The organism is Streptomyces sp. NPDC093600 (genome assembly GCF_044764755.1).
Taxonomy (GTDB): domain Bacteria; phylum Actinomycetota; class Actinomycetes; order Streptomycetales; family Streptomycetaceae; genus Streptomyces.
Genome location: NZ_JBIWIU010000003.1, coordinates 583,380 through 608,130, shown reverse-complemented (window position 1 = coordinate 608,130; position 24,751 = coordinate 583,380). Strand labels below are relative to the sequence as shown.

The 24,751-nt window shown below is 71.0% G+C and carries 21 protein-coding genes; 8 read left to right on the top strand and 13 right to left on the bottom strand.

The window, feature by feature from the left end; translation table 11 throughout:
* The first annotated feature begins 110 nt into the window (after window positions 1-110).
* The 5 genes from ACIRB4_RS12705 (at window position 111) to mmsB (ending at window position 6,168) form a co-directional block, all read left to right on the top strand.
* A complete protein-coding gene (locus tag ACIRB4_RS12705) occupies window positions 111-1,121 on the top strand; it encodes a zinc-binding dehydrogenase (protein ID WP_403290407.1) in 1,011 nt (336 codons plus the stop codon).
* Between the two features lie 172 nt (window positions 1,122-1,293).
* The gene (locus ACIRB4_RS12700) at window positions 1,294-2,265 is read left to right on the top strand and encodes a hypothetical protein (protein ID WP_403290406.1); all 972 of its coding nucleotides are present in this window, start codon (window positions 1,294-1,296) and stop codon (window positions 2,263-2,265) included.
* A 2-nt stretch (window positions 2,266-2,267) separates the two neighbouring features.
* Complete coding sequence (gene chvE / locus ACIRB4_RS12695; protein WP_403290403.1) at window positions 2,268-3,377, top strand: multiple monosaccharide ABC transporter substrate-binding protein; 1,110 nt, start codon at window positions 2,268-2,270, stop codon at window positions 3,375-3,377.
* A complete protein-coding gene (mmsA, locus tag ACIRB4_RS12690) occupies window positions 3,374-4,930 on the top strand; it encodes a multiple monosaccharide ABC transporter ATP-binding protein (RefSeq protein ID WP_403290400.1) in 1,557 nt (518 codons plus the stop codon). Before chvE ends, mmsA begins: the two co-directional genes overlap by 4 nt.
* Before the next feature lie 8 nt (window positions 4,931-4,938).
* The gene (mmsB, locus tag ACIRB4_RS12685; protein ID WP_403290398.1) at window positions 4,939-6,168 is read left to right on the top strand and encodes a multiple monosaccharide ABC transporter permease; all 1,230 of its coding nucleotides are present in this window, start codon (window positions 4,939-4,941) and stop codon (window positions 6,166-6,168) included.
* A gap of 66 nt (window positions 6,169-6,234) precedes the next feature.
* Here mmsB and ACIRB4_RS12680 read toward each other — a convergent pair whose 3' ends face one another.
* The 8 genes from ACIRB4_RS12680 to ACIRB4_RS12645 form a co-directional block, all read right to left on the bottom strand.
* Window positions 6,235-7,287 carry a rhamnogalacturonan acetylesterase gene (locus tag ACIRB4_RS12680; protein WP_403290395.1) on the bottom strand — a complete coding sequence of 351 codons (1,053 nt, stop codon included), beginning with the start codon at window positions 7,285-7,287 and terminating at the stop codon, window positions 6,235-6,237.
* 15 nt (window positions 7,288-7,302) lie between these two features.
* Window positions 7,303-10,035, bottom strand: coding sequence for a Tat pathway signal sequence domain protein (locus ACIRB4_RS12675; protein WP_403290393.1), 2,733 nt, complete (start codon window positions 10,033-10,035; stop codon window positions 7,303-7,305).
* An 87-nt stretch (window positions 10,036-10,122) separates the two neighbouring features.
* Window positions 10,123-10,695 carry a hypothetical protein gene (locus tag ACIRB4_RS12670; protein WP_403290392.1) on the bottom strand — a complete coding sequence of 191 codons (573 nt, stop codon included), beginning with the start codon at window positions 10,693-10,695 and terminating at the stop codon, window positions 10,123-10,125.
* Between the two features lie 5 nt (window positions 10,696-10,700).
* Window positions 10,701-11,552 (bottom strand): carbohydrate ABC transporter permease, encoded by an 852-nt coding sequence (locus tag ACIRB4_RS12665; protein WP_403290389.1) that lies wholly within the window; start codon window positions 11,550-11,552, stop codon window positions 10,701-10,703.
* Window positions 11,549-12,550, bottom strand: a complete 1,002-nt coding sequence (locus ACIRB4_RS12660) for a carbohydrate ABC transporter permease (protein ID WP_403290475.1) — start codon at window positions 12,548-12,550, stop codon at window positions 11,549-11,551. The genes ACIRB4_RS12665 and ACIRB4_RS12660 overlap by 4 nt, the downstream gene beginning before the upstream one ends.
* A complete protein-coding gene (locus tag ACIRB4_RS12655; protein ID WP_403290387.1) occupies window positions 12,550-13,833 on the bottom strand; it encodes an ABC transporter substrate-binding protein in 1,284 nt (427 codons plus the stop codon). Before ACIRB4_RS12655 ends, ACIRB4_RS12660 begins: the two co-directional genes overlap by 1 nt.
* Before the next feature lie 117 nt (window positions 13,834-13,950).
* Window positions 13,951-14,268 carry an L-rhamnose mutarotase gene (locus ACIRB4_RS12650; RefSeq protein WP_403290384.1) on the bottom strand — a complete coding sequence of 106 codons (318 nt, stop codon included), beginning with the start codon at window positions 14,266-14,268 and terminating at the stop codon, window positions 13,951-13,953.
* 203 nt (window positions 14,269-14,471) lie between these two features.
* Window positions 14,472-17,381, bottom strand: coding sequence for a glycoside hydrolase family 48 protein (locus ACIRB4_RS12645; protein WP_403290382.1), 2,910 nt, complete (start codon window positions 17,379-17,381; stop codon window positions 14,472-14,474).
* Window positions 17,382-17,645: 264 nt separating this feature from the next.
* Between ACIRB4_RS12645 and ACIRB4_RS12640 the strand changes: the two genes are divergently transcribed.
* Both ACIRB4_RS12640 and ACIRB4_RS12635 read left to right on the top strand, forming a co-directional pair.
* Window positions 17,646-19,181 (top strand): cellulase family glycosylhydrolase, encoded by a 1,536-nt coding sequence (locus ACIRB4_RS12640; protein ID WP_403290381.1) that lies wholly within the window; start codon window positions 17,646-17,648, stop codon window positions 19,179-19,181.
* 14 nt (window positions 19,182-19,195) lie between these two features.
* Window positions 19,196-20,947, top strand: coding sequence for a glycoside hydrolase family 6 protein (locus ACIRB4_RS12635; protein ID WP_403290379.1), 1,752 nt, complete (start codon window positions 19,196-19,198; stop codon window positions 20,945-20,947).
* Between the two features lie 101 nt (window positions 20,948-21,048).
* On the opposite strand, the gene ACIRB4_RS12630 is transcribed toward ACIRB4_RS12635, so the two are convergent.
* The 4 genes from ACIRB4_RS12630 to ACIRB4_RS12615 all read right to left on the bottom strand — a co-directional run bounded on the left by ACIRB4_RS12630 (window position 21,049) and on the right by ACIRB4_RS12615 (window position 24,065).
* Window positions 21,049-22,089, bottom strand: coding sequence for a LacI family DNA-binding transcriptional regulator (locus ACIRB4_RS12630; protein ID WP_403290377.1), 1,041 nt, complete (start codon window positions 22,087-22,089; stop codon window positions 21,049-21,051).
* A gap of 149 nt (window positions 22,090-22,238) precedes the next feature.
* Window positions 22,239-22,505: a hypothetical protein gene (locus ACIRB4_RS12625; RefSeq protein ID WP_403290376.1), complete on the bottom strand. Its 267-nt coding sequence runs from the start codon at window positions 22,503-22,505 to the stop codon at window positions 22,239-22,241.
* An 80-nt stretch (window positions 22,506-22,585) separates the two neighbouring features.
* Window positions 22,586-23,485 (bottom strand): hypothetical protein, encoded by a 900-nt coding sequence (locus ACIRB4_RS12620; protein ID WP_403290374.1) that lies wholly within the window; start codon window positions 23,483-23,485, stop codon window positions 22,586-22,588.
* A gap of 70 nt (window positions 23,486-23,555) precedes the next feature.
* Window positions 23,556-24,065: a DinB family protein gene (locus ACIRB4_RS12615; RefSeq protein ID WP_403290372.1), complete on the bottom strand. Its 510-nt coding sequence runs from the start codon at window positions 24,063-24,065 to the stop codon at window positions 23,556-23,558.
* A gap of 18 nt (window positions 24,066-24,083) precedes the next feature.
* Between ACIRB4_RS12615 and ACIRB4_RS12610 the strand changes: the two genes are divergently transcribed.
* Complete coding sequence (locus tag ACIRB4_RS12610; RefSeq protein WP_403290370.1) at window positions 24,084-24,416, top strand: cupin domain-containing protein; 333 nt, start codon at window positions 24,084-24,086, stop codon at window positions 24,414-24,416.
* A gap of 20 nt (window positions 24,417-24,436) precedes the next feature.
* Here the strand turns inward: ACIRB4_RS12610 and ACIRB4_RS12605 are convergent, their stop codons facing one another.
* Entirely contained in the window at window positions 24,437-24,736 is a 300-nt protein-coding gene (locus ACIRB4_RS12605; RefSeq protein ID WP_403290368.1) for a hypothetical protein, read from the bottom strand.
* Window positions 24,737-24,751 lie beyond the last annotated feature (15 nt).

Here is a 24,751-nt window from a genome sequence, read left to right as displayed (position 1 = left end):
CACACCCCCGGCCTCGGCATCGAACTCGACACCGACGCAGCAGCCGAACACCCCCAACAACAAGCCCGCTTCGACCTCTGGGCCGAAGGCTGGGAACGGAGGCAGCCGAAGTGAGCCGCGCGATCGTCGTCGACGCGCCGGGCGGACACCGCCTCGTACGACGGGAGCCGCCGGAGCCCGGACCGGGTGAGGTACGCGTACGGGTGGCCGCCGCCGGGATCTGCATGAGCGACCGCGAGATCTACGACGGACACCGGGACCCGGGCTATGTCCGCTACCCGGTCACCCCCGGCCACGAGTGGTCCGGGACGGTGGAGGCGGTCGGCCCGGGGGGCGACCCGGCACTGGTGGGACGCCGCTGTGTGGCCGAGGGCTTCCGGTCCTGCGGGATGTGCGAGCGGTGCCGGTGCGGGGAGACCAGCCTGTGCACGGCCGGATACGCGGAGACCGGCTTCACGGAGCCGGGCGCCTTCGCCGACCATGTGGTCGTCCCCGTCCGCCTGTTGCACCTGCTGGACGACGAGGCGGACCTCCGGGCCGCCTCGCTCCTGGAGCCCGCCGCCGTGATCGCCGCCGCGGTACGGGCCGGGCGCCCCCGCCCCGGCGAGCGGATCGCCGTCGTCGGCGCCGGCACCCTCGGACTGCTCGCCGTCCAGCTGCTCGCCGCCTCCTCCCCCGCCGAGCTGGTCGTGGTCGATCCCCGGGCGGCGCGCGGGAAGCAGGCGCTCGCACACGGGGCGGACGAGGCCCTGACCCCGGACGAGGCCGCCTCTGGGACCGGCCGCTTCGACCTGGTCGTGGAGACGGCCGGAGCGCCGTCCACGGCGGCGGCCTCCTGCCTGCTGGCTCGCAGGGGCGGACGGGTGGTTCTGACCGGGATGTTCACCCCCGGCGCGACCGGGATCGATCCCGTGCACCTCTCCCTCAGCCAGCTGGAGGTGCGCAGCGTCTTCGGGGCGTCCTCCGCCGCCTGGGCCGAGGCCGTACGGGCCTTCGGCCTCGGACTGCTCGATCCGGCCCCGCTGATCACCCACGAGTTCCCGCTGGAACGGTTCGCGGAGGCCGTCGCCCTCGTCGGCGGCGGCGACCCCGGGACCGGCAAGGTACTGCTGCGCCCCTGAGCGCGGCACCCCGAGCGTACGGCGGTACGGGAAGCCCCCGGCGGCCCCGTACCGCCGTACACCCAACGCCGCACCCGCCCCACCGCCGCACCCGCGCACCGCCGCACCCGCGCGCCACCGCCGCACACCCTCCGCCTCGGACCGTGTCCGACCTGTCGAACAAAGGACATCCGTGACCGCCCCACCGCTACCGCCCCGCCGTCCGGGCGCCGACGCGCTCGCCCGCATCGGCCACCCCGTTCCACCGGTCGACCCCGCCGACGCCTCGCCGCACTCCTTCCCCGACGGGGGCACCTGGCGCACCGAGATCCCCTCCGTCGAAGGGCCGGAGGCGCTGGCCACCGTCCTCGAGGAGAGCTCCCGGCTCGACGTACCCGTGCACCGGGTGAGCCAGGGCAGCGGGGTCTGGATGCTCACCGACACCGAGATCACCGAGATGGTGGACGCCTGCGCCGAACGGGCCATCGAGCTCTGCCTGTTCACGGGTCCGCGCGGCACCTGGGACACCGGCGCCGCCACCCGTACCGACTCCGGCGGCGCCGGGTTGCGGGCCCGCGGCCATGACGCGCTCGCCGGGTGCGTCGAGGACGCCCTGCGCGCCACGGAGCTGGGAGTCCGCTGTCTGCTCGTCGCCGACGAGGGGGTGCTGTGGACGCTGCACCGGATGCGTACGACGGGCGTGCTCCCCGCGGACACCACCTTGAAGTTGTCCGCGCTGACCGGCCCCGCCAACCCGGCCTCGTACGCCGTCTACGAGCACCTCGGCGCGGACTCCCTCAACGTCCCCTCCGACCTCACCCTGGAGCACCTCACCGAGATCCGCCGGGCCAGCCGTGCCCCCCTGGACCTCTATGTGGAGGCCCCCGACGACCTGGGCGGCTTCGTCCGGATGTACGAGGCCGCGGAGCTGATCCGCCGGGGAGCGCCCCTCTATCTGAAGTTCGGCCTCAGCAAGGCGGCCGGCATCTATCCGTACGGCGCCCATCTGCGCGAGCACACGCTCGCCACCGCCCGCGAGCGGGTCCGGCGCGGGCGGCTCGTCCTCGATCTGCTGGCCCGGCACGGTGCCGGCGCCGGTATGTCCCCGCTGGGCTCCCGGCTGCCCGGCGAGCTCCGGCGTTTCCCCGCCCCCGAAGGGAACTGACCATGCGCACCCGCACGTTCCGGGCGGCCGCCCTCGCCTCCCTGCTCGTCCTCGCCCTCACCGCCTGCGGCCAGGAGGCCCGCGGCGGCAGCCGCTACCAGCCCGACAGCGGCAAGGGCGGCACCATCGGCCTCGCCATGCCGACCAAGGCGTCGGAGCGGTGGATCGCCGACGGCGAGAACATGGCGAAGCAGTTCCGGCAGGCCGGCTACGAGACCGACCTGCAGTACGGCGACGACAAGGTCGAGAACCAGATCGCCCAGATAGAGAACATGATCACCAAGGGCCGCCGGCTGCTTGTGGTCGCCGCCATCGACGGCTCGGCGCTCACCGACGTCCTCAAGCGCGCCCACGACGCGGGCATCCCCGTGATCTCGTACGACCGGCTCATCATGGGCACGGAACACGTCGACTACTACGCCTCCTTCGACAACGAGCGCGTCGGCGAGCTGGAGGCGCGGTACATCGTCGACCGGCTGAAGCTGGGGGCGCCCGCGAAGAGCTCCGGCAAGCCCTACGACATCGAACTGTTCGCGGGCTCGCCGGACGACAACAACACGCGCTACTTCTGGAACGGCGCCATGAAGGTGCTCCAGCCGTACCTCGCCAGCGGACAGCTGGTGGTGCGCAGCGGGCAGACGCGGATGAACCAGGCGACCACGCTGCGCTGGGACGGCGGCACCGCGCAGAAGCGGATGGACGACCTGATAAGCAAGAACTACGGCGCCGAGAGCGTCGACGCGGTCCTGTCCCCCTACGACGGCATCTCCATCGGCATCATCTCCGCGCTGAAGAGCGCCGGTTACGGGACGGCGGACCGGCCGCTGCCGATCGTCACCGGGCAGGACGCCGAGCTGGCCTCGGTCAAGTCCATCATCCGGGGCGAGCAGACGCAGACGGTCTTCAAGGACACCCGGAAGCTGGCCGCCCGGGCGGTGGCCATGGGCGACGCCGTACTGGACGGCAGGAAGCCCGAGGTCAACAACGTCAAGGACTACGACAACGGGAAGAAGATCGTCCCCTCCTTCCTGCTCGACCCGGTCAGCATCGACAAGTCCAACACACAACTCCTCGTACGCGAGGGGTACTTCACGGCGGGACAGCTGTCATGACCCGGCCCGTGCTGGAGATGCGCGGCATCACCAAGACCTTCCCCGGTGTCACCGCGCTCAGCGAGGTGCACCTGACGGTCGGGCCCCGGGAGATCCACGCGCTCTGCGGGGAGAACGGAGCGGGGAAGTCGACCCTCATGAAGGTGCTCAGCGGGGTCCACCCGCACGGCAGTTACGAGGGCGAGATCCACTTCGAGGGCGAGCCGGTCGCGTTCAAGGACATCCGCGCGAGCGAACGCCGCGGCATCGTGATCATCCATCAGGAGCTGGCTCTCATCCCCCATCTGTCCATCGCCGAGAACATCTTCCTCGGCAACGAACAGGCCCGCCGGGGGATCGTCGACTGGAACGACACGCTGCGCAGCGCCCGCCGTCTCCTGGACCGGGTCGGGCTGCGCGAGAACCCGCACACCCCGGTCGCCGACCTGGGCGTGGGCGGGCAGCAGCTGGTGGAGATCGCCAAGGCGCTCTCGAAGGAGGTGAAGCTGCTCATCCTCGACGAGCCGACGGCGGCGCTCAACGACGAGGACAGCGCGGCCCTCCTGGACCTCATCCTGGAGCTGCGCGACCAGGGTGTCGCCGCCGTCGTCATCTCGCACAAGCTGAACGAGATCCGGCGCATCGCCGACGCGGTGACGGTCCTGCGGGACGGCCGCACGGTCGAGTCCCTCTCCGTCCGCCCGGCTCCGGACGCGGCGCCGGAGCTCTCCGAGGACCGGATCATCCGCGGCATGGTCGGCCGCGACCTCGACCACCGCTTCCCCGAACGCACCCCTTACGAGGGCGGGGACTCCGGCCGGGTGGCCCTGGCCGTGCGCGGCTGGACCGTCCGCCATCCGGTGGACCAGCGGCGTACCGTCGTCGACGACGTGTCCCTGACCGTCCGCCGGGGGGAGATCGTCGGGATCGCCGGTCTGATGGGCGCGGGCCGCACGGAGCTGGCGATGTCGGTCTTCGGCCGCTCCTATGGGCGGTACGTCGCCGGATCGGTGGAGATCGACGGGGAGGAGGCGTCCACCGGGACCGTTCCGGCCGCGATCGAGGCGGGGCTCGCCTATGTGACGGAGGACCGCAAGCGGTACGGCCTCAATCTCATCGACACGATCCACCGCAATGTCTCCCTCGCCTCGCTGCCGGGGATGCGGCGCCGCGGCGTGGTCGACGAGCACCATGAGCGGCAGGTCGCCGAGCGGTACCGCGCCTCCATGAACATCAAGACGCCGACGGTCTTCGAGCAGGTGGGCCGGCTCTCCGGCGGCAACCAGCAGAAGGTCGTGCTCAGCAAGTGGATCCACGCCGACCCGAAGGTGCTGATCCTCGACGAGCCGACGCGCGGTATCGATGTCGGCGCCAAGTACGAGATCTACACCGTCATCGACCGGCTGGCGGCACAGGGCAAGGCCGTGCTGTTCATCTCCTCGGAGCTGCCGGAGCTCCTCGGGATGTGCGACCGGATCTACACGATGGCCGAGGGCCGGCTGACCGGTGAGGTCGCCCGCGCCGAGGCCACCCAGGAAAGACTGATGCGCCACATGACCATGAGCAGGAGCTGAGGCCCGCCATGACCACCACGACCCCCTCCACGCGGGACCCGAAGACGGCGCGGCCGGAGCCCCCGTCGGCCGGTGCGCTGCTCCTGCAGGCCGTGCGGGCCAACATGCGCCAGTACGGCATGCTGGTCGCGCTCGCCTTCCTCGTCGTCCTGTTCCAGATATGGACGGACGGCACGCTGCTGCTGCCGAACAACGTCTCCAACCTGATCCAGCAGAACAGCTACATCCTCATCCTGGCCATGGGCATGATGATCGTCATCATCGCCGGTCACATCGATCTCTCCGTGGGGTCCCTGGCCGCGTTCGTCGGGGCGCTCTCGGCCGTGCTGATGGTGCGGCACGACATGCCCTGGTTCCTGGCGCTGGTGCTCTGCCTGCTGGTCGGCGCGCTCGCCGGCGCCTGGCAGGGCTATTTCATCGCGTACCTCGGCATCCCGTCGTTCATCGTGACGCTCGCCGGGATGCTGCTCTTCCGCGGTCTCACCCAGATCTTCCTGGAGGGCCGGTCCCTGGCGCCGTTCCCGGAGGGTTTCCAGAACATCGCCAAGGGCTTCATCCCCGAGATGGGCCCCTACACGCAGTACCACAACCCGACCCTGCTGCTCGGTCTGCTGACCGTCGTCCTCCTGCTGCTGCGCGAGTGGCGTGACCGCAACCGCCAGCTGGCGTACGAGCTGGAGGTGCTGCCCGCCGGCCTGTGGGCGCTGAAGTGCGTGGCCATGACGGCGGCGGTGGTGGCCTTCACTCTGACGCTCGCGAGCTTCCACGGCGTGCCGATCGTCATGCTCGTCATGTGCGCGCTGCTGATCGGCCTGGGGTACGTGATGCGCAACGCGGTCGTCGGCCGCCATGTGTACGCGCTCGGGGGCAACAAGGCGGCGGCCAAGCTCTCCGGCGTCAAGGACAAGAAGGTCACGTTCCTGGTCTTCGTCAACATGGGCGTTCTCGCGGCGCTCGCGGGCTGTGTCTACGCGGCGCGGCTCAACGCGGGCACGCCCCAGGCGGGTCTGAACTTCGAACTGGAGGCGATCGCGGCGGCGTTCATCGGGGGCGCGTCGATGAGCGGCGGTGTGGGCACCGTGATGGGCGCCGTGATCGGTGGTCTGGTCCTCGGTGTCCTGAACAACGGCATGTCGCTGGTCGGCATCGGCACCGACTACCAGCAGGTCATCAAGGGCCTGGTGCTGCTGGCGGCGGTCGGGTTCGACGTCTGGAACAAGCGCCGAGCGGGCCGCTAGAAAGGCCCTCGCCGGGGGCGCCTCGTGACCGGGGCGCCCCCGGCGGGGCTGGTTCGCGTCGCCGCCTCAGCGGATCAGCCGCTCCGGGACGATTCCCCGGTCGCGCAGCTCGCCGAGCACGAGCGCCGCGTACTCGTCGGCGCCGCGCGCCGAGGTGTGGGTGTTGTCCCGTTTCTCGGTCGTCAGATAGAGCGCCTTGGACGCCTCGGGGCCCAGCTCCTCGACCCTGGCCCTGGTGAGCGCGGTCAGGTCGACGAGAGGGGTGCCGAGGTCGGCCGCGAGACGCCGGATCTCGGCCGGGTGGTCCACGCCGAGGCCGTTGACCAGCAGGGCGGTGCCGTTGTTCAAGGTGCCGTCGGCGTTGAACCAGCGGCGGACGATCGGCGTCACCAGCACGGGCCGGCCGCCCCGCGCCCGTACCCCCTGGACCAGGGTGGTGAGGTTGGCGCGGTAGGTCGCCGCGTCGGTCTGCTTGTCGTTGTGGGCGAGCTGGATCAGGACGGCGTCACCGCGGCGGACGAGCGGCTGGACGGTCGGGAAGAGCGCCGGGTTCGCCAGGTAACTGACCGTGCTCTCACCGGAGTCGGCGTAGTTGGCGACCGCGATGCCGCGCTTCAGGTGGCGGGGCAGGTACTGCCCCCAGCCGGCGTACGGCTCGCCCGGCTGGTCGCACACGGTTGAGTCCCCGATCAGGACGATCCGCGGCGCGGCGGGGGCCGGGGTGACCTGCAGGGCCGCGAGCCGGGGAGCGGCGCCGGCGAAGGTCAGATCGAGGCCGGGGCTTCCGGCGGGCCCGGTGGGCTCGCCCTCCGGGTCGCGTACGTGCACGGTGACCTGGCGCTTCGTACGCTCCCCCGCCGCGGTGGCCGTCTCGGCCAGGAGCGCGCGGCGGGTCTCGGCGGTCACGGAGGTGCTGCCGGCGGTGTCGCCGCCGAGGGTCACCGTGACGTCGTACGTGCCGGGCGGGACGTCGACGTGGCAGACGACCGGGCCGGTGCCGGTGGTGTCGCAGTGTTCGAGGCCGGGGCCGTACGGGCCGTCGGCGCGGGCGGGGGACGGGGCGGCGGCCAGGGCGACGGCGACCGTGGCGACGGCCGTGAGCAGGGCGGTGCGTCTCATCGTTGCCTCTCTTCGCTACTCGGGCAGGCTGTCGCCGACGAGGGCGAGGTTCTGGATGGCGGCGAGTCCGTACAGCGCGGTGGTGTTGGTGCTGATCCAGAGGTGTTCGTAGCCGGGTTCGAGTGCGGCCGGGCCCTGGACCGGGGTCTTGTCCCAGACCATCGCCGAGGTGTAGCCGTCGCTCGCGTGGAACTTCACCCAGGCGCGCTTGGCGAGCGCGGCGTCGTTCAACTGGGCGGCGGCGTAGGCGTCCTGGCGGGAGTGGCCCTGGAAGAGGAGCAGCGTGCCGAAGTTCTTGCCGTAGCGCGCCGCCTGTTCCGTCTTGGAGGCGCTGAAGTAGCGGCAGTAGTCGAGCCACGCCTCCTTGAACTTCGGCATGTCGACGAGGTCGATGAGCTCGGCGCACATCTCGACGAGTCCGAACATGGCGGAGAGGTGCGAGACGCCGACGGCGGGCTGGGAGGCGATGGCGAACCGGCCGGTGTCGAGGTCGTACAGGCCGGTGCCCTGGACGAATCCGTTGGGCTGGGCGGCGATGGTCTCCATGGTGGAGCGCAGCCTGGCCTCGGCCTTGGCGGCCTTGGGGCCGCCGCGTTCCCACTCGGTGAGCCAGGCCGCGGCGAGTCCGCTCCAGTCGGTGCCGAATCCGATGGAGAGGGCGTGGCGGTCCGGGGTGTAGGGCTCGGTGCGGATCTTGCGGATGGGGTCGAGCGCGAGGAAGGTCTCGTCGGAGTCGACGAGGGCGTGCATCAGGTCGCCGACCCGTTCGTCGGCGGTGAGGTAGTAGTAGGGGCGGCGGTAGACGGCGGTGGAGATGCGCTGCTGCTTGGCGCTGTCGGCGAAGTGCTGGACGCCGTGGCGGGTGCCGAGTCCGGCCCAGGCGCCGAGGTGGTAGACGTCGACCTCGCCGGTGTGGCGGGTCATCGCCTCGGCGAAGCGGAAGATGTCGGAGCGGCCGGAGCGCAGATAGGCGTACCAGAGCCACAGGTCGGGCGAGAGTTCCGAGTTGTCCCAGGCGTAGCCGCCGACGTCGTACCGCCACTGGTGCCGGTCCTCGTCGTAGGTGTGCATGATGTCGCCGTAGTCCCAGAAGCCGTACCAGCGGCGCTGTTCGGCCTGGTCCTTGTAGTAGGTGAAGAGGTAGTCGAGGTGGTCCTCGATCGTCGCCTTGGCGGGCGTGGAGCGGTCGACGGGGGCGAAGAGGCCGCCGAACACTCCGGCGCGGCTCAGGTCCTCGGGGCTCGCGGCGAGCTGGGGCGGGGTGCGGACGGCGGCGGCCTGGGCGACGAGCGTCTCGGCCGTGGGGGTGGCGGCGTTGGCCCAGAACATCAGCTCGCTGGTGCGGGCGATGCCGTACGGGGTGCCGAAGCCGGGCTCGTAGTCCTCGTACGTGATGTTGAGGCCTTCGAGCTGTTCGGGGAAGGTGTCCTGGCCCATGCCGTCGTGGTAGAAGCGCAGGTCCATGGGCTGGGCCTCGGGTGACCAGAGCCAGAGGGTGACTTCGGCGGCGTCGCCGGCGGCGCCCCGTATGTCGAGCTGGGCGGGGTGCTTCTGCCAGAAGTCGCGCAGTCCGAAGGAGAATCCGCCGCTCGGTCCGCCGACGTAACCGAAGCCGTTCGCCCGGCGCCCGCCGCCGGCGGGGATCCAGCCGTGGCCGGGCTTGGTGCGCTTGCGCACGGTGAAGCCGTCGGCGGAGAGCTGGGAGAGGGTGTAGTCGCCCCACGTGGGGATGTACCGCAGCCGGGTGGTGACCCGCTGATCCCAAGTGGCCGGGTCGGGCAGCTTCTCTCCCTTCACCTGGGCCTTGCGGACGGCGGCGCCGGGGTCGCGGCGCAGTCCCGTGATGCCTTGGACGGCTTCGGTGAGGAAGCCCGCGTCCTGGCCGGCGATGCGGATGTGGCGGTCGTAGGCGGCGTCGCGCATCGGGACGGTGAAGCGGACACCGAGGCCGCGGATGAAGTCCTTGGCCTGGTCGCCGTCGTAGGTGATCGTGTGCACCATCCGGAAGGAGTCGGCGCCGGCGTAGAAGTAGAGGCGGACGCTGAACGGGAGCCAACTGCGGCTGCCCTTGCGGTGCTTGCCGTCGACCCGGACCACGGCGCGGACGGGGCCGCGCTGTTCGACGGTGGCGCCGCTGATCTCGCCGTCGAACCGCTCCCACTTGGCGTTGCCCTGGTCGCCGTCGTCGAGGTCGCTCTGGCGCAGCAGGACGAGCCGCCCGTCGGTGGCGATCTTCGTGGCTCCGCGGGTCACGGACTCGACGAGCTTCTCGCCGTCGCGGGAGACGACCGCCCTGATCGTGCCGGTGTCGATGGTGATGCGGCGGCCGGTTTCCGTGACGGTGATCCGCGAGGTGGTGGCGGCGGGGGCGCCCGGGGCGAGGGTGTACCGCTCGGCCCCGGCGGCCTCGGGGCCGACGGCGTGCGCGGTCCACTTCAGTGAGCCGTCGGGCCAGCGGGCGGTGGTCCATGTCTGTACGGGGACCTCCTCGCCGTCGGCGGTGGTGAGCGCGAAGGTGCGGTCGGCGGGGTGGACGCCCTTGGGCCACGGCACGCCGAACGTGGACCCGGGCGCGGCGCCGAGCCCACCGCCCTCCAGCCAGCCGACGGAGACGGGCCGGTCGGCGGCGGGTGTTCCGGCGCCGGGGACGGCCTGGGCGCTGCCGCGCCCGAGCGCCCAGCTGAACTGCGCGGCGGCCCCGGCGACGGCGGCGGCCTTGAGGAGGGACCTGCGGGGAATCGAGGACATCCACTTTCCTTTCCATGTGCATGACATACGCGAGGGCGACGCGCCCCGATCCGCCGGCGCACGGGGCCGCGAGGCCCCGACCCGGCATCAGGCTGTCGTCGTCGTGGTGCGGTGTTCGATCGCAAGCGTCGCGGCGACGAGCATGCCGAGCGCCGGGGCGGCCAGGGGCGCCGCGAACCAGGCGGAGGCGGCGATCACGGCGAAGCCGCAGACGACCAGCAGGGAGCCGGCCGGGTCGCGGACGGTGCGGCGGGCCGCGGCGGGCAGCAGCGTCCGCCACGACGCTCCCGGCCGCCAGGCCGCACAGGCCCGCAGGACCGTGACGACCAGACCGATCGCCGCCAGCACCCCGATCGCGCCCACGACGCGGCCGCCCGGAAGTCCCGTCCGTACGATCGCGAGATCCAGCCACACCAGGCCGAGGGCGGCCCACCCGGCGAGACCCACGAGCCAGCCGCGCCGGGCCGCGGACCGCAGGTCGGCGGCGAACCGCCGCCACCCGCTCTCCTCTCCCCCGTTCCAGTGGCGCAGATGCGCCGCCCCGGCGGCCAGCGCCGCCGGGAGGGTGACCAGCGGCAGCGACGCGACCGCGATCCACACCCCCACGAGAAGGCACTCGGCGAAGACGCCGAACCGGTCCAGAGTCCGCGGCTTGAGCATCCCCCTCAGCCCTTGAGTCCCGAGGTGGCCATGCCGTCGATCAGATACCGCTGGAAGGCCAGGAAGAAGAGCAGCACCGGCAGCAGCGCCACCAGCGACATGGCGATCATGCCGCCGTAGTTGGCCACACCGTCCTGGTCGACGAACATCTTCAGGCCGAGCGAGACGGTGTACTTCTCCGGCTCGTTGAGGTAGATCAGCGGCCCCATGAAGTCGTTCCACGCGTTGATGAAGGTGAAGATCGCACTGGTGATCAACGCCGGCCGGCACAGCGGCAGCACGATCGACCAGTAGATCCGCAGATGCCCGCAGCCGTCCAGCCGCGCGGCCTCGTCCAGCTCCTTCGGCAGGTTCCGCATGAACTGCATCATCAGGAAGACGAAGAAGGCGTCCGTCGCCAGATACTTGCCGAGCAGCAACGGCGTGTAGGTGTTGATGAGTTCGAGCTTCTGGAACAGCACGTACTGCGGGATGAGCAGCACGTGGTACGGCAGCAGCAGCGTGCCGATCATCACGGCGAACAGGAGCCCGCGCCCGGCGAAACCAATCCGGGCGAAGGCGTACGCCGCCAGCGAGCAGGAGAACAGCACGCCGACCACCGAACCGACGGCGAGCAGCAGGGAGTTGGTGAAGAAGGTCGAGATCGGGATGTCGGCGATGCCGTCGGCGAGCCGGCTGTAGTTCTCCACGATCGGATCGGTCGGGAACAGCTCCAGACTGCCGACGATCTCGTCGTTCGGCTTGAACGAGCCGCCGATCACCCACACCACCGGATAGAGCACGACCGCGAGGACGGCGAGCGCCCCCACGTGCCAGGCGACCGAGCCCGTACTCCGCGACACGCCTGTCATCGTCATCGGGAGGCCTCCTCGTAGTGCACCCAGCGCCGCTGGGACCAGAACAGCACCGCCGTCACCAGGCCGACGGCGAGCAGCAGCATCCAGGCCATCGCCGAGGCGAAGCCCATCCGGCTGTTCTCGAAGCCCTGGATGTAGAGGTAGCAGGTGTAGACGAGCGTCGCGTCGGCCGGTCCGCAGGCGTTGCCCTGGCCGCCGAGGATGTAGGCGGAGCCGAAGATCTGGAAGGAGTGGATGGTCTCCAGGAGCACGTTGAAGAAGAGCACCGGCGAGATCATCGGCAGCGTGATGTGCCAGAACCTCCGCCACGCGCCGGCGCCGTCCATCTCCGCAGCCTCGTACAGCTCGCGCGGCACCTGCTTGAGACCGGCCAGGAAGATCACCATCGGCGCGCCGAACTGCCAGACGGTGAGCGCCACCAGGCTGTAGACGATCCGGTCCGGGTCACCGATCCAGCCGCCCGCCTCCAGGCCGAACAGCTGCTGCGTCCGGTCGACGACGGCATCGTCCGAGAAGAGGGCGCGCCAGACGATGGCGACGGAGACGCTGGCGCCGATGAGCGAGGGAGCGTAGAACGCCGCCCGGTAGAAGCCCTGGCCCCGTCGGCTCTGGTTGAGGAGCAGGGCCACACCGAGCGCGGCGGCCAGCTTCAGCGGCGTACCGACGATCACGTACCAGCTCGTCACCTCCACCGAGGTCCGCCAGCGGGGGTCGGCGAACATGTCGGTGAAGTTCCGCAGGCCGATCCACCGCGGAGCGTCGAAGAGGTTGTAGTCGGTGAAGGCGAAGTAGAGCGAGGCGACCATCGGTCCCGCGGTCAGCAGCAGGAAGCCGGCGATCCACGGGGACATGAAGACGTACCCGGCGAGGTTCTCGCGTCGCGCCCGGCGGCCCGCGCCCGGCGGGGCGGGGGCCGGGCCGGCTCCGGCGGCGGAGCGCGGCCTGGCGGGCTCCGTCTCCGGCGACGCCGAGGGGACGTGTGTCACGGCGGGGCCCATCAGGAGCCGAGCGCCGTCGCGCACTCGGTGAAGTACTGCTTCACCGCGTCTCCCACCGACCGCTTGCCGAGGGCCATCTCCTCCGCGAGGCGCAGGAAGGCCGCCTCGCAGACATCGGCGCCGGCCGGGTGCGGGGTGATCGTCTCCAGGACGCGGGTGTCGACGAGCTGCTTCTCGTACGCCGCGATCTGCTGGGCGACCGGGTCCGAGGGCTTGAACGCCTCGTACTGCGCCATGGTGGCCGGAACACCCCGGTCGAAGCCCATCACCTTGGCGACCTCGGGGTCGTGGACCATGAAGTCGATGAACTGGGCGACTTCCTTGGGGTGCTTGGTGCGCTTGGAGCCGCTGAGCATCAGCGAGCCGAGGTACTGCCCGGTCCGCTTGCCGTCGCTCGTCGGGATGGGCGCGAGGCCGTACCGGCTCTTGCCCTCCGAGGTGTAGCGAATGGTGAAGTTGTCCCAGGTGAACTCGGAGGCGGCGAGCTCGGCGGCGACGGCGGACTTCGGCTTGACCTGCGCCACCCGCTTCGGGTCGGAGTAGAGGCCCGCCCTCACCCCGGCGTACCCCTTGGTCCACCAGTCGGTGAGGTCGGCCTCGGTGAAGCCGAGGCCCTTGTCGGTGAAGAACGCCTTGCCGTGCTGGCGCAGATGGAGGTCGTAGAGGTACATCACGCCGTACATGCCGCTGTCGCCGGCCCGGCCCTGGGTGTCGCGGATCGTGGCGAGGGCGGCATGGAACTCGTCCCAGGTCCAGCCGGGGCGCGGAGTGACGCGGGCCTTCTCGAAGACGGCCTGGTCGATGACGAGCGCCATGGAGTTGCTGCCGACGGGGACGCCGAGCAGCCTGCCGTCGATCTCGCCGAACTTCTCCAGGCCGGCCCGGAAACCGTCCATGCGCAGGTTCCCGGCCTTCACCTGGTCGCTCAGGTCGAGCAGGACGTTCTTCTCGTCGTACTTGCGCAGGAAACCGACCGCGTTCTGGAAGACGTCCGGCGGATTGCCGCCCGACGCCTGGGTGTTGAACTTCTTCCAGAAGTCGAGGTAGGGCTGGAAGTCGGTCTTCACCTTGATCTTCGGGTACTTCTTCTCGAAGAGCGCGATCGACTGGTTGATGCGCTTGGCACGGTCGTCCGAACCCCACCAGGCGTACCGGATGGTGACGGTCCCGTCGCCGGAGCCGCCACCGCTGCCACATCCCGCGGCGGTCAGGCCGAGAGCGGCCAGTGAGCCACCCGCGAGCTTGAGCAGTCCCCGCCGGTCGACCGTCCCTTGAGTACGCACCGTTCCTCCTGCATTGAAACGTTCCAAGAAAGCGCTTGCTGGCACAACGTAAGGACGGCCGGGCCGGACGTCAACGGTTCGGACAGGATCCGTCGAGGCGCTTCTCGCGGAAGCGGCTCAGTCGAGGTGGAAGACCTCGGCCAGCGGCACCATCGAGGCGTCCGGAGCGCCGTCGAGCGCCTCGAAGAACGGCGCCATCCGCGTCTGCCAGCGCGTGTTGACCCCGGTGGCCGCCATGGCGGCGCGGGCGGCCTCGAAATCCTCGGTCTCCAGATAGCCGACCAGGAGTCCGTCCTCCCGCAGGAAGAGGGAGTAGTTGCGCCAGCCGGCGGCGGTCAGGGCGTCGAGCATCTCGGGCCAGACGGCCCGGTGTTGGGCGCGGTACTCGTCCAGCCGATCGGCGCGGACCTTGAGCAGAAAACAGACGCGTCGCATGGCGCCTTTCCGTCCGGGCGGGGCCGCGGCCCTGCTGAATGGATTCAAGAGCGCGAGTGCCGTTCGATATATCGAACGGCACTCGCTTTCTCGAACAGGACCGTAAGGCGGAGGAACTCCCACGCGCAAGGGCCGGACGGGCCCGGGGAAGCGGGTCCGTCCGGCCCTGTCGTACGCGGAGCCGGCTCCTGGCGGGGCGGCTGCTACTCGAGCAGCTCCGCGTACGAGCCCATGGCCAGGGCGATGTCCGCCTGGGCCCAGAACCGGTGGTACGTGAAGACGGGCGCGGCGCCGCCCGCCAGATAGGCCTCGATCTTCGGCCAGGCCGGGTCGTCCTGGTAGAAGGAGCGGATCGAGGAGAAGGTGGACGAGGAGTTCACCGGGTCGCCGTTCGGCATGGTGCCGGTCCAGCCGCTCGGCACGTACACGGGGTCGTCGAAGCGGTTGTAGTCGGCGCGGGTTTCGGGGACGGCGATGCCCAGCGGGTCCTGGTGGTGGGCCCACATGCCGTCGAGCAGCGCCTTGGCGACCCGCTGGGCCTCCGCGTGGCCGGACCTGGCGGCGTAGTAGGTCAGGGTCTTGGCGTAGGCGGCGGCCACGCCGACGTCGTCGGTGTAGTCGGTGACGGTGACGTGCAGGCCCGCGTTGGCGCCGGGGTTCGCGGCGTTCCAGGTGTCGGGGGCGCCGGACCACCGGAGCGTGGAGGGGATCCGGTAGGTGCCGTCGGGGTTGATCGTGGTCTTCGACAGGGCCCAGGCGACCCACTTGTCGAGGACGGTCTTGGCGGCCGTGTCACCGGTCTGCCGGTAGTACTCCGCCACCCGCTCCATCGACCAGGCCTGGAAGCCGAACCACTGGTTGGAGGCCGGGTCGTGGTAGACCGGCTTCTCGTCGTAGAACAGGCCGTGGAAGGTGGGGGTTCCGGCCGGCGGGGTGGCGTAGCGGCCCTGCCAGCTGTTGGTGGCGCCGCCCGCGATGGCGCCCTCGGAGGACTGCAGCCAGCGATAGAACTCCAGCTGACGGTCGAGGCTGGTCGCCCAGTCCGCCGCGCCGGTGGCCGACTTGGGCTTGAGCGGGGCGTACTCGCTCAGGGCGTAGGCGGCGAGCGGGTTCTGGTAGCCGCCGTGGGCGTGGCTGGAGCCGATCCGCCAGGACCAGCCGGCGGCGGTGTCGGTCGCGCCGCCCCAGGCGTAGTACCAGGACATCAGGTAGTGCGCGCTGTCCTTGCCGGTGCCGGCGGGGCAGGCGGCCGGCCCGACGCAGTTCCCGGACTTCTTGAAGTACTTGTCGAACATGGCGTAGCGCAGGTAGTCGCCCATCTTGGCCGCCTTGGAGACGGTGGCCGTGACCTGGGCGCCCTTGCCCTGCTCCTTGGCCCAGATGTCGGCCCAGTAGGCGGCCTGGACGGCGCGGGCGTCGGCGTCGGGGGCGTTGGTGAACTTCCACTGCTTGGCGTAGGAGGCGTCCCCGGTGAAGAGGTCGAGGTAGCCGTTCTTCCCGCCGTAGCCGAAGTCGTCGCAGGTGGGGTGGGTGACGGTCTCCCAGACGGACTCCTGCGGTCCGCGCTGGAAGGTGTTGATGTACGAGGGTCCGGTCGCCGTCGGTCCCGCGGAGCACTTCCCGGGCTCGTTGCCGAAGCCGTAGACGTTGTCGACGTCCTGGAGCCAGTGCATGCCGTAGATGTCGTCCGTGCCGTACGTGCTCTTCAGCTCGCCGGCGATCGGGTCGGAGCCGGCCGCGACGCCGGAGTCGAGACGCGCCGGGTACTGCGACGGCAGATCGTGCTCGGGCGCGTAGGTGGCGGGCTTGGAGGCGTTGTACGTACCGGTCGTGGGCTGGTCGGCGTGGGTGGGGATCATGTACTTCTCCATGATGTCCCACGCGCCGTTGAACTTGGTCCAGTCGCCGGTGATCTTGCCGTACATCGCCTGGAGCCAGATCAGATAGCTGTACGCCTCCGAGGTCGTCTGATGGCCGTGGTCGGGGGCCTCGACGATCAGGGTCTCGACCGAGTGGTACGGAATGCCCTCCGGCGAGAAGTAGCCGTTGGCCGGGTTGGTGATCTTCCCGTGGAGGTCGAGGAAGCGGGCGTCGTAGGTGGAGTCGGCGGCCAGTTGGGCGACGGTGACCTCGGACTTGGTATGGCCGGGGGCGGTCGCGGTGAAGACGGCCGAGCCGGTGCCGGTGGCCGCGGCGGCGACGGTCACCTTCTGGGCGGTGTTCCAGTTCGCCGGGGTGAAGGTGAGGCTCCCGCCCGCGCTGACGGTGAGGTTGGCGTTGCCGGAGGTGCGCGTGACGGCGACGGTGACATCGCCCGCCGGCCGGGTGGAGAGCTTCAGGTCGAAGGTGCCGGTGGTTCCCTGGCGGACCCCGAGCTGGGCGGGCGTGGCGACGAGGGCCGCCCCGGCGGCGACGGTGATGCCCACCGGGGCCGACTCGGCGGAGGCGCCCATGCTGTCGTACGCCTTGGCGTAGAGCGAGTGGGCGCCGGCGGCGAGGCCGGTCGCGCTGAAGGTGAACGGCGCGGTGGTGTCCGTGCCGAGCAGGGTGGTGTCGCTGTAGAACTCCACCTTGCCGACGCTCGCGCCGTCGGCGGCGGCCGCGGTGGCGGCCAGCGGGACGGGGTCGCCCTGGGTGAAGACCGCTCCGGCGGCCGGGCTGGTGAGCACGGCGACCGGTGGCTGGTGGGCCCCGGCGCACGGCGTGCCGTTGACGGCGAAGGCGGTGGGCGCGGCGTTGGTCCCGGTGTAGCCGAACTGGGCGCCGGTGGTGACGGCCGCTCCGGCGGCGACGGTCCTGTTCCAGGTGGCGTTGGTGACGGTGACGGTCCTGCCGGACTGGGACCAGGTGCCGTTCCAGCCGTTGGTCAGCTTCTGGTCGCCGGTCTGGTCGTACGTCAGGGTCCAGCCGTCCAGCGGGGTGGTGGCGCGGTTGGTGAGGGTCAGCTCTGCGGTGAAGCCGGAGCCCCAGTCGTTGGTCTTGTAGTCCACGCTGCACTGCACCGCCGCGGCGTGGGCGGTGGTGCCGACGGCGGTCATTCCGAGGGGCAGGAACAGGGCTGCGGCCAGCGCGGCGGGCAGGCCGCGTCGTCTGCGCGGCGGGCGTAATGGCATGGGGATGGTTCTCCTCGCGGCTCGGGGAGGTGGGGGCGTGCGGAGAGAAATGCACATTCTCTGAACCAGTGGGAGCGCTCCCACTGTGCAGACGGGACGCGAGGGCGTCAAGGTGCCCGAAGAGTCGAACACATTCGACCAGGAACTTCTTCGACTCCTCTGTTGCTTGGCGCCGGTTGCCGCTACGGTCTGGGCCCACCAGTGGGAGCGATTCCGTCAGTCGGCGCGTCGTCAGAGACGCGCCCTCGCTGCAAGGAGTCGCTCATGCGACATCCCCCACGTCTGTCCGCGCTGCTCGCCGGAGCGGCGCTCACCATGGCGGGTACCGCTTTCGCCGTGGTCGGTACGGCCTCCGGAGCAGCGGCCGCACCGGTGTGCACGGTGGCGTACTCGGTCGTCGGCCAGTGGTCCGGCGGCTTCCAGGGGTCCGTCACCGTCACCAACAACAGCACGGCGCTGAGCGGCTGGAGTCTCGGCTTCGACTTCCCGGCCGGTCAGCGCGTCAGCCAGGGCTGGGGCGGGAAGTGGTCCCAGGCCGGGGCGAAGGTCACGGCCGTCAACGAGGGCTGGAACGGTTCGCTCGCCACGGGCGCGAGCGTCACGGCCGGCTTCATCGCGTCCTGGTCGGGCACGAACACCGCGCCCACGGCCTTCACGCTCAACGGCGCCGCGTGCGACGTCGCCCCGGGCCCCGGCCCGACCCCGACACCCACCCCGACCCCGACTCCGACCACACCGACACCGACGCCGACGCCCACCGATCCGACCGATCCACCGGACCCGGTCGGCGGCGCGCCCGAGCTGAGCGTGGCCGGAAACCGGCTCGTCGACCAGAACGGCGCCACCCGCCGGCTCCTCGGCGTCAACCGCTCCGGCGGCGAGTTCATGTGTGTACAGGGCCACGGCATCTTCGACGGCCCGGTCGACGACGCCTCGGTACGTGCCATCGCGGACTGGAACGCCAACACCGTCCGTATCCCGCTCAACGAGGAGTGCTGGCTGGGCCTGTCCAACATCAAGCCCGAGTACCGGGGCGCGAACTACGTCAACGCCGTCAAGGACCTGGTCGGCCGCGTCCTCGCGCACGGTATGACGCCGATCGTCGAACTCCACTGGACGCACGGCCAGTACACCGGCAACTCGGCGGGCTGCTCGGACATCCACGCCTCCTGCCAGAAGCCGATGCCCAACGCGCGGTACACGCCGGCCTTCTGGACGTCGGTCGCCGACACCTTCAAGAGCGACCGCCGGGTGGTGTTCGACCTCTTCAACGAGCCCTATCCGGACCGGGCGACCTCCACCGCGGCGCAGGCATGGACGTGCTGGCGCGACGGCGGCACCTGCCCGGGCATCGGCTACGAGGTCGCCGGCATGCAGGACCTGCTGGACGCCGTCCGCGCGACCGGGGCCCGCAATCTGGTCCTCGTCCCCGGCATCGCGTACTCCAACGATCTCAGCCAGTGGCTCGCCCACGCACCCACCGATCCCACCGGCAATCTCGCCGCGGCCTGGCACGTCTACAACTTCAACACCTGCTCCAACGAGGCCTGTTGGGACAGCACCCTCGCTCCCGTCGCCGCCAGGGTCCCCCTGGTCGCGGGCGAGATCGGCGAGAACACCTGCGGTCACGCCTTCATCGACCGCGTCATGAAGTGGTTCGACGACCGCTCACTGTCGTATCTCGGCTGGACGTGGAACACCTGGAACTGCTCCTCGGGTCCGGCCCTGATCACCTCGTACGACGGCACACCCACCGCATTCGGCATCGGGCTGCGCGACCATCTGCGCGCCCTGAACTGAAAGGCATCCCCCAAATGAGCCGCACAACGAGCCGCACCACGAGCCGCACCGCCCTGCTGGCGGCCCTCGGCCTGATCACCGCCACGGGCGCGACGGCCACCGTCATGACGTCCACCGCCGGGGCCGCCGCCGCCGGCTGCAAGGTGGAGTACCAGATCACCAACCAGTGGAACACCGGCTTCGGAGCCAATGTCGTGGTCACCAACACCGGTGACCCGCTCAGCGCCTGGACGCTGGAGTGGACCTACGCCGGCGACCAGAAGGTCACCCAGGGCTGGAACGCCACGATCACCCAGTCCGGCGCCGCCGTGACCGCCAGGAACCTCTCCTACAACGGAAGCCTGACGACGGGCGGTTCCACCTCCTTCGGGTTCAACGGCTCCTACAGCGGGACGAACGCCCTCCCCGCGTCCTTCACGCTCAACGGCGTGACCTGCAACGGCGCGACCCAGCCGCCGACGACACCGCCGACCACCCCGCCCACGACGCCTCCGACCACCCCGCCGCCGGCCGGCGGCAAGGCCGACAACCCGTACGCCGGCGCCAAGGTGTACGTGAACCCGGAGTGGTCCGCGAAGGCCGCCGCCGAGCCCGGCGGCACCAGGATCTCGAACCAGCCCACCGGCGTCTGGCTCGACCGCATCGCCGCCATCGGGGGTGTGAACGGCGGCATGGGGCTGCGCGACCACCTCGACGAGGCCCTGACGCAGAAGGGCTCCGGCGAGCTCGTCGTCCAGCTGGTGATCTACAACCTGCCGGGACGCGACTGCGCCGCCCTCGCCTCCAACGGCGAGCTCGGTCCGACCGAGATCGGCCGGTACAAGACCCAGTACATCGATCCGATCGCGGCGATTCTCGCCGACCCGAAGTACGCGGGCCTGCGGATCGTCACCACGGTCGAGATCGACTCGCTGCCGAACCTGGTCACCAACGTCTCGGGACGGCCCACGGCCACCGCCAACTGCGATGTCATGAAGGCCAACGGCAACTACGTCAAGGGCGTCGGTTACGCGCTGAACAAGCTGGGCTCGATCGCCAACGTCTACAACTACGTGGACGCGGGCCACCACGGCTGGCTGGGCTGGGACGACAACTTCGGCGCCTCCGCCGAGCTGTTCAAGCAGGCCGCGACCGCCGAGGGCTCCACGGTCTCCAAGGTGCACGGCTTCATCGTCAACACCGCCAACTACAGCGCGCTGAAGGAGGACCACTTCACCATCGACGACAGCGTGAACGGCGTCTCCGTGCGCCAGTCGAAGTGGGTCGACTGGAACCGGTACGTCGACGAACTGTCGTACGCCCAGGCGATGCGCGCCAAGCTGGTGTCTCTCGGCTTCGACTCCGGTCTCGGCATGCTGATCGACACCTCCCGCAACGGCTGGGGCGGCACCGCCCGGCCCAGCGCGCCCGGCGCGCGGACGTCGGTCGACACGTACGTCAACGGCGGCCGTTACGACCGGCGCATCCACCTCGGCAACTGGTGCAACCAGGCGGGCGCGGGGCTCGGCGAACGGCCCCAGGCGGCTCCGGCGGCGGGCATCGACGCGTACGTCTGGATGAAGCCTCCGGGCGAGTCGGACGGTTCCAGCAAGGAGATCCCGAACAACGAGGGCAAGGGCTTCGACCGGATGTGCGACCCGACGTACACGGGCAACCCGCGGAACGGCAACAGCATGTCGGGCGCACTGCCGGACGCTCCCGTCTCGGGCCACTGGTTCTCGGCCCAGTTCCAGGAGCTGATGAAGAACGCCCACCCCGCGCTGTGACGGACCTCTGCCCGTGAGGCGCCGCGCTGTGACGGACCCTCATCCGTGACGAGCCCCGGGGGCCGGCCGGAACTTCGGTTCCGGCCGGTCCCCGGCCACGGTCAGCGGGGGTGGAGGGTGGATCGGCGGACCACCAGCTCGGGCTGGAGCACGACTTGCCGGTGCCGGTGCACGGCATCGGTGTCCCCGGCCTCCTCCAGGAGCAGTTCGGTGGCCAGGGTGCCGAGGGTCGTGGCGGGCTGCCGGACCGAGGTCAGCGGAACGGCCGCCGCTGCGGCGAACTCGATGTCGTCGTAGCCCACGAGGGCGATGTCCTCGGGGACCCTGACCCCGGCCGCGTACATCGACTGCAGCACGCCGAGCGCGAGCAGGTCGTTGGCGCAGAAGACGGCGGTGGGCCGCTCCGCCATCCCCAGGAGCCGCGCTCCCGCGTCGCGGCCGGCGTTCACGTCGAGCCGGTCGGCGACGATCTCGTGCAGGGCGTGCGGCGGCAGCCCGGCCTCCGCGAGGGCGTTCAGCGCTCCGGTTCGCCGGTCCCGGACCTGGAGGAGATGCGGCGGCCCGCTGACGTAGGCGATCGAGGAGTGGCCGAGGGTGACCAGATGACGGACGGCCAGCGCGCCGCCCGCCACGTCGTCCACCGAGACGGAGCACTCGGAGGGGCCGCCGGCCACCCGGTCCACCAGGACGAAGGGAATGCCGTGCCGCCGGAACTCGCGGAGGTTGTCTCCGCTGGGGTCGGCCGGCGTGACCAGGACGCCGTGTACGCGCTGTTCGGCGAAGAGGGAGAGGTACTCGGCCTCGGCCTCCGGGCTCTGGTCGCTGTTGCAGACCATGACGCTGAGCCCGGCCGCGCGGGCCGAACGCTCGGCACCACGGGCCAGGTCGACGAAGAAGGGGTTGCCCATGTCGAGCACGAGGAGGGCGAGGATGCGGCTGCGCCCGGCCCTCAGCTGGCGTGCCGACTCACTGCGCACATAGCCGAGACGCGCGATCACGTCCTGCACATGGCGGCGTGTGCGCTCCGAGACGCGGTCGGGCCGGTTGATCACATTGGAGACCGTGCCGACCGAGACCCCCGCCTCCCGGGCCACGTCCTTGATCCCGGCACCCTGCGCGCCGCCGCCTGCCGTACGCCTCACCTGGAGCGTCCCGTCCCCTTCGCCTGCCACCGCCGCCGCCCGAATGCGGACTGGATCGTATCAACGGGGCGCCTAAAACGATTCACCCCAGACGGACGGACGAGGTGTTCCCGCCGGGGCGACCGCCGACCACCCGACCGCCCCCGCGTTCAGCGGATGTCGCCTTCCCAGTCCCAGCGCAGCGGGTCGCCGTCGCGCGGACCGTACTGGGCGCGGCCGCCGGGCCCGTACGTGCCTATCTCGGTGGCCAGGGCGGCTCCCTCCCGGAGCTGCTCCGGCGTCCAGCCGGTGACGTCGAGGAGGAGTCCGTCCAACGGACCGGCCACCAGCTCGCGGTAGTCGTGCCCCGGCCTGGGCCCCGGGTCGGGGTCGTCGTGGTCGGCGCCGTACACGCGGCCTCTCATCAGCTCGTCCATACCCGGCAGCATCGCATCCACCACTGACACTCGCCCGGCCGCCGACCGGCAACCGACCGGCCACCGACCGGCCACCGCAGTCAGCCGGAGCCCGCCAGGCGCTCCAGCGCCTCCCGTGCGGCCGTGGCCGCCCGTTCGGCCTCGCCCGCGCGTCGTGCGGCCGCTTCGGCGTCCTCGCGTGCCTGGTCCCGTGACCGCTCCGCCTCTCGGCGCCGGCGCTCCAGATCGGCGAGGCGGTCCTCCGCCTGCGCCAGGCGCCGGCCGGCTCCGTCCCGGGCCTCCTCCGCCTTCCGGAGCTCCCTGGCGGCACGCTCCGCCCGGCGCCGAGCCGCCGCGACCGCCTCCTTCCGCTGCTTCTCCCGCTCCTCCTTCTCCCGCTCCTTCCTCTCCTGCTCCTCCTTCTCCCCTTCCTCCTGCTCCAGCGCCTGGGGTCGGTCCTTCCGGGCGGTGGTGCCGCCGGGCTTCGGAGGGGTGGGTACGGCGGTCGGCTCCGGCTCGAGTCCGATGAAGCCGACGCTCGCCGCCGGCGCCCTTTCCAGGACTCCGGTGGCCCACTGCCCGGCCACCTGCTCGTCGGTGAGCACCGTGCGCAGGATCTCCTCGATCTCCCGCACGACGCCGTCGCCCACCGGCTGTCCGGCCTCGGCGGCGAGGTCGCTCGCCTGGCGGGCCAGCGCCGCCAGGACGGCGTGCTGCCGGTGGCCGAGCTCCCTCAGCCGGGCTCCGTCGAGGGTGCGGTGGGCCTCGCGCAGGGCGTGCCCTAGGTGGAGCAGCCGCTCGGTCTCCTCGGGCCGGTGCCGTACCAGAAGGGTCGAGGCCCAGGCGCCGAGCGTCGGTTTCCGCAGCCCGGCGATCCGCCGGGCCGCCTCCCCGTCACCGGCCTCGCGGGCCCGGGCGACGTGGCTGTTCCGGGCGGCGGTGAATTCCGCCGGCACCAGCCCGTACAGCTCCGAGGCGACCGCGTCCACGTCGACGTCCACGCCACCACTGTCGTGCATCGGCCGGGCGCTCGCGCTCCGGGTGGCCGTCCGCCGGTGACCACGGGTGGGTTCAGGCGCCGACCGTTCCGTCGACCCCCTCCCTCAGGAAGTCGGCGTGCCCGTTGTGGCGGCCGTACTCGAGCAGGACGTGCACCATCACCATCCGCAGCGACACCTCGGTGCCCCACCGGGGCTGGTATCCGGCGAGGTCCAGGCTCGCGGCCTCCTGTTCGACCCGCCGGGAGTTCTCGACCTCCGCCTCCCAGACCGCGAAGGCCTCGGCCCTGGTGGAGGAGCCGACCTCGTAGGCCGCCTGGAAGTCGATCTCGTCCGACCAGACCATCGGGGCCTTGTCGTCCTGGAACACCCGCCGGAACCAGGCGCGTTCCACCTCCGCCATGTGACGTACGAGGCCGAGCAGCGTGAGGGTCGAGGGAGGCATCGACCGCTCTCGCAGCTGCTCGTCGGTGAGCCCCCGGCACTTCATGGCGAGCGTGGCGCGGTGGTAGTCGAGAAAGGCCCGCAGGGTCTCCCGCTCGCCGCCGAAGTGGGGAGGGTCGATCCGGTGGTCGGTGCTCATGCGTGATACTCCTCGTCCATGTCGATCTCAGGACCAGAAGGTACTCAGGGGCCGCAGGCGCCCACCGCCCGAGCGACCGTGCAGCGGGACGACGAGCGAGTCAGGGTCACGCGCTGGGACTTCGAGCCGGGGACCCGTACGGGCCGCCATGTGCACGCGTACGACTACGTCGTCGTCCCGGTCACCGACGGCACCATCGGCGCGTACGCCCCCGACGGCTCGGTGACCCGCTCGCAGCTGGTGGCGGGTGAGTCCTACGCGCGTCCGGCCGGCGCGGAACACGATGTCGTCAACGTCGGCGAGGCGAGCCTCAGCTTCGTGGAGATCGAGCTCAAGGCCACGGGCGCCTGAGCCCACGCGAGCCCTCGCCGTCAGCAGCCGTTCTCGGGCCCGCGCCCCCTTAAGCCGCGGTTCTCAGGCCCGCGCCTCCCGGCTGCCGTCAGGGATGCCACCAGGACCCCGGCGAGAGCGGCCCAGGCCACGGCGGCGATCCCGGCGCGGGACCACCCGGCGGCGCCGAGGAGGACGGCCGTGACCAGCCCCGCCGCGAGGGCCCGCCGGTCCGTGAGGAAGGCGCCCATCCGCCTGCCGGCGCCCGGTTCGCGCCACTCCAGGAGGGCCGCCCGGCACACGAGCGCCGCCGCGGCGACCAGCGCTGTCATGACGCTCACGTCCATGGCCCCGCC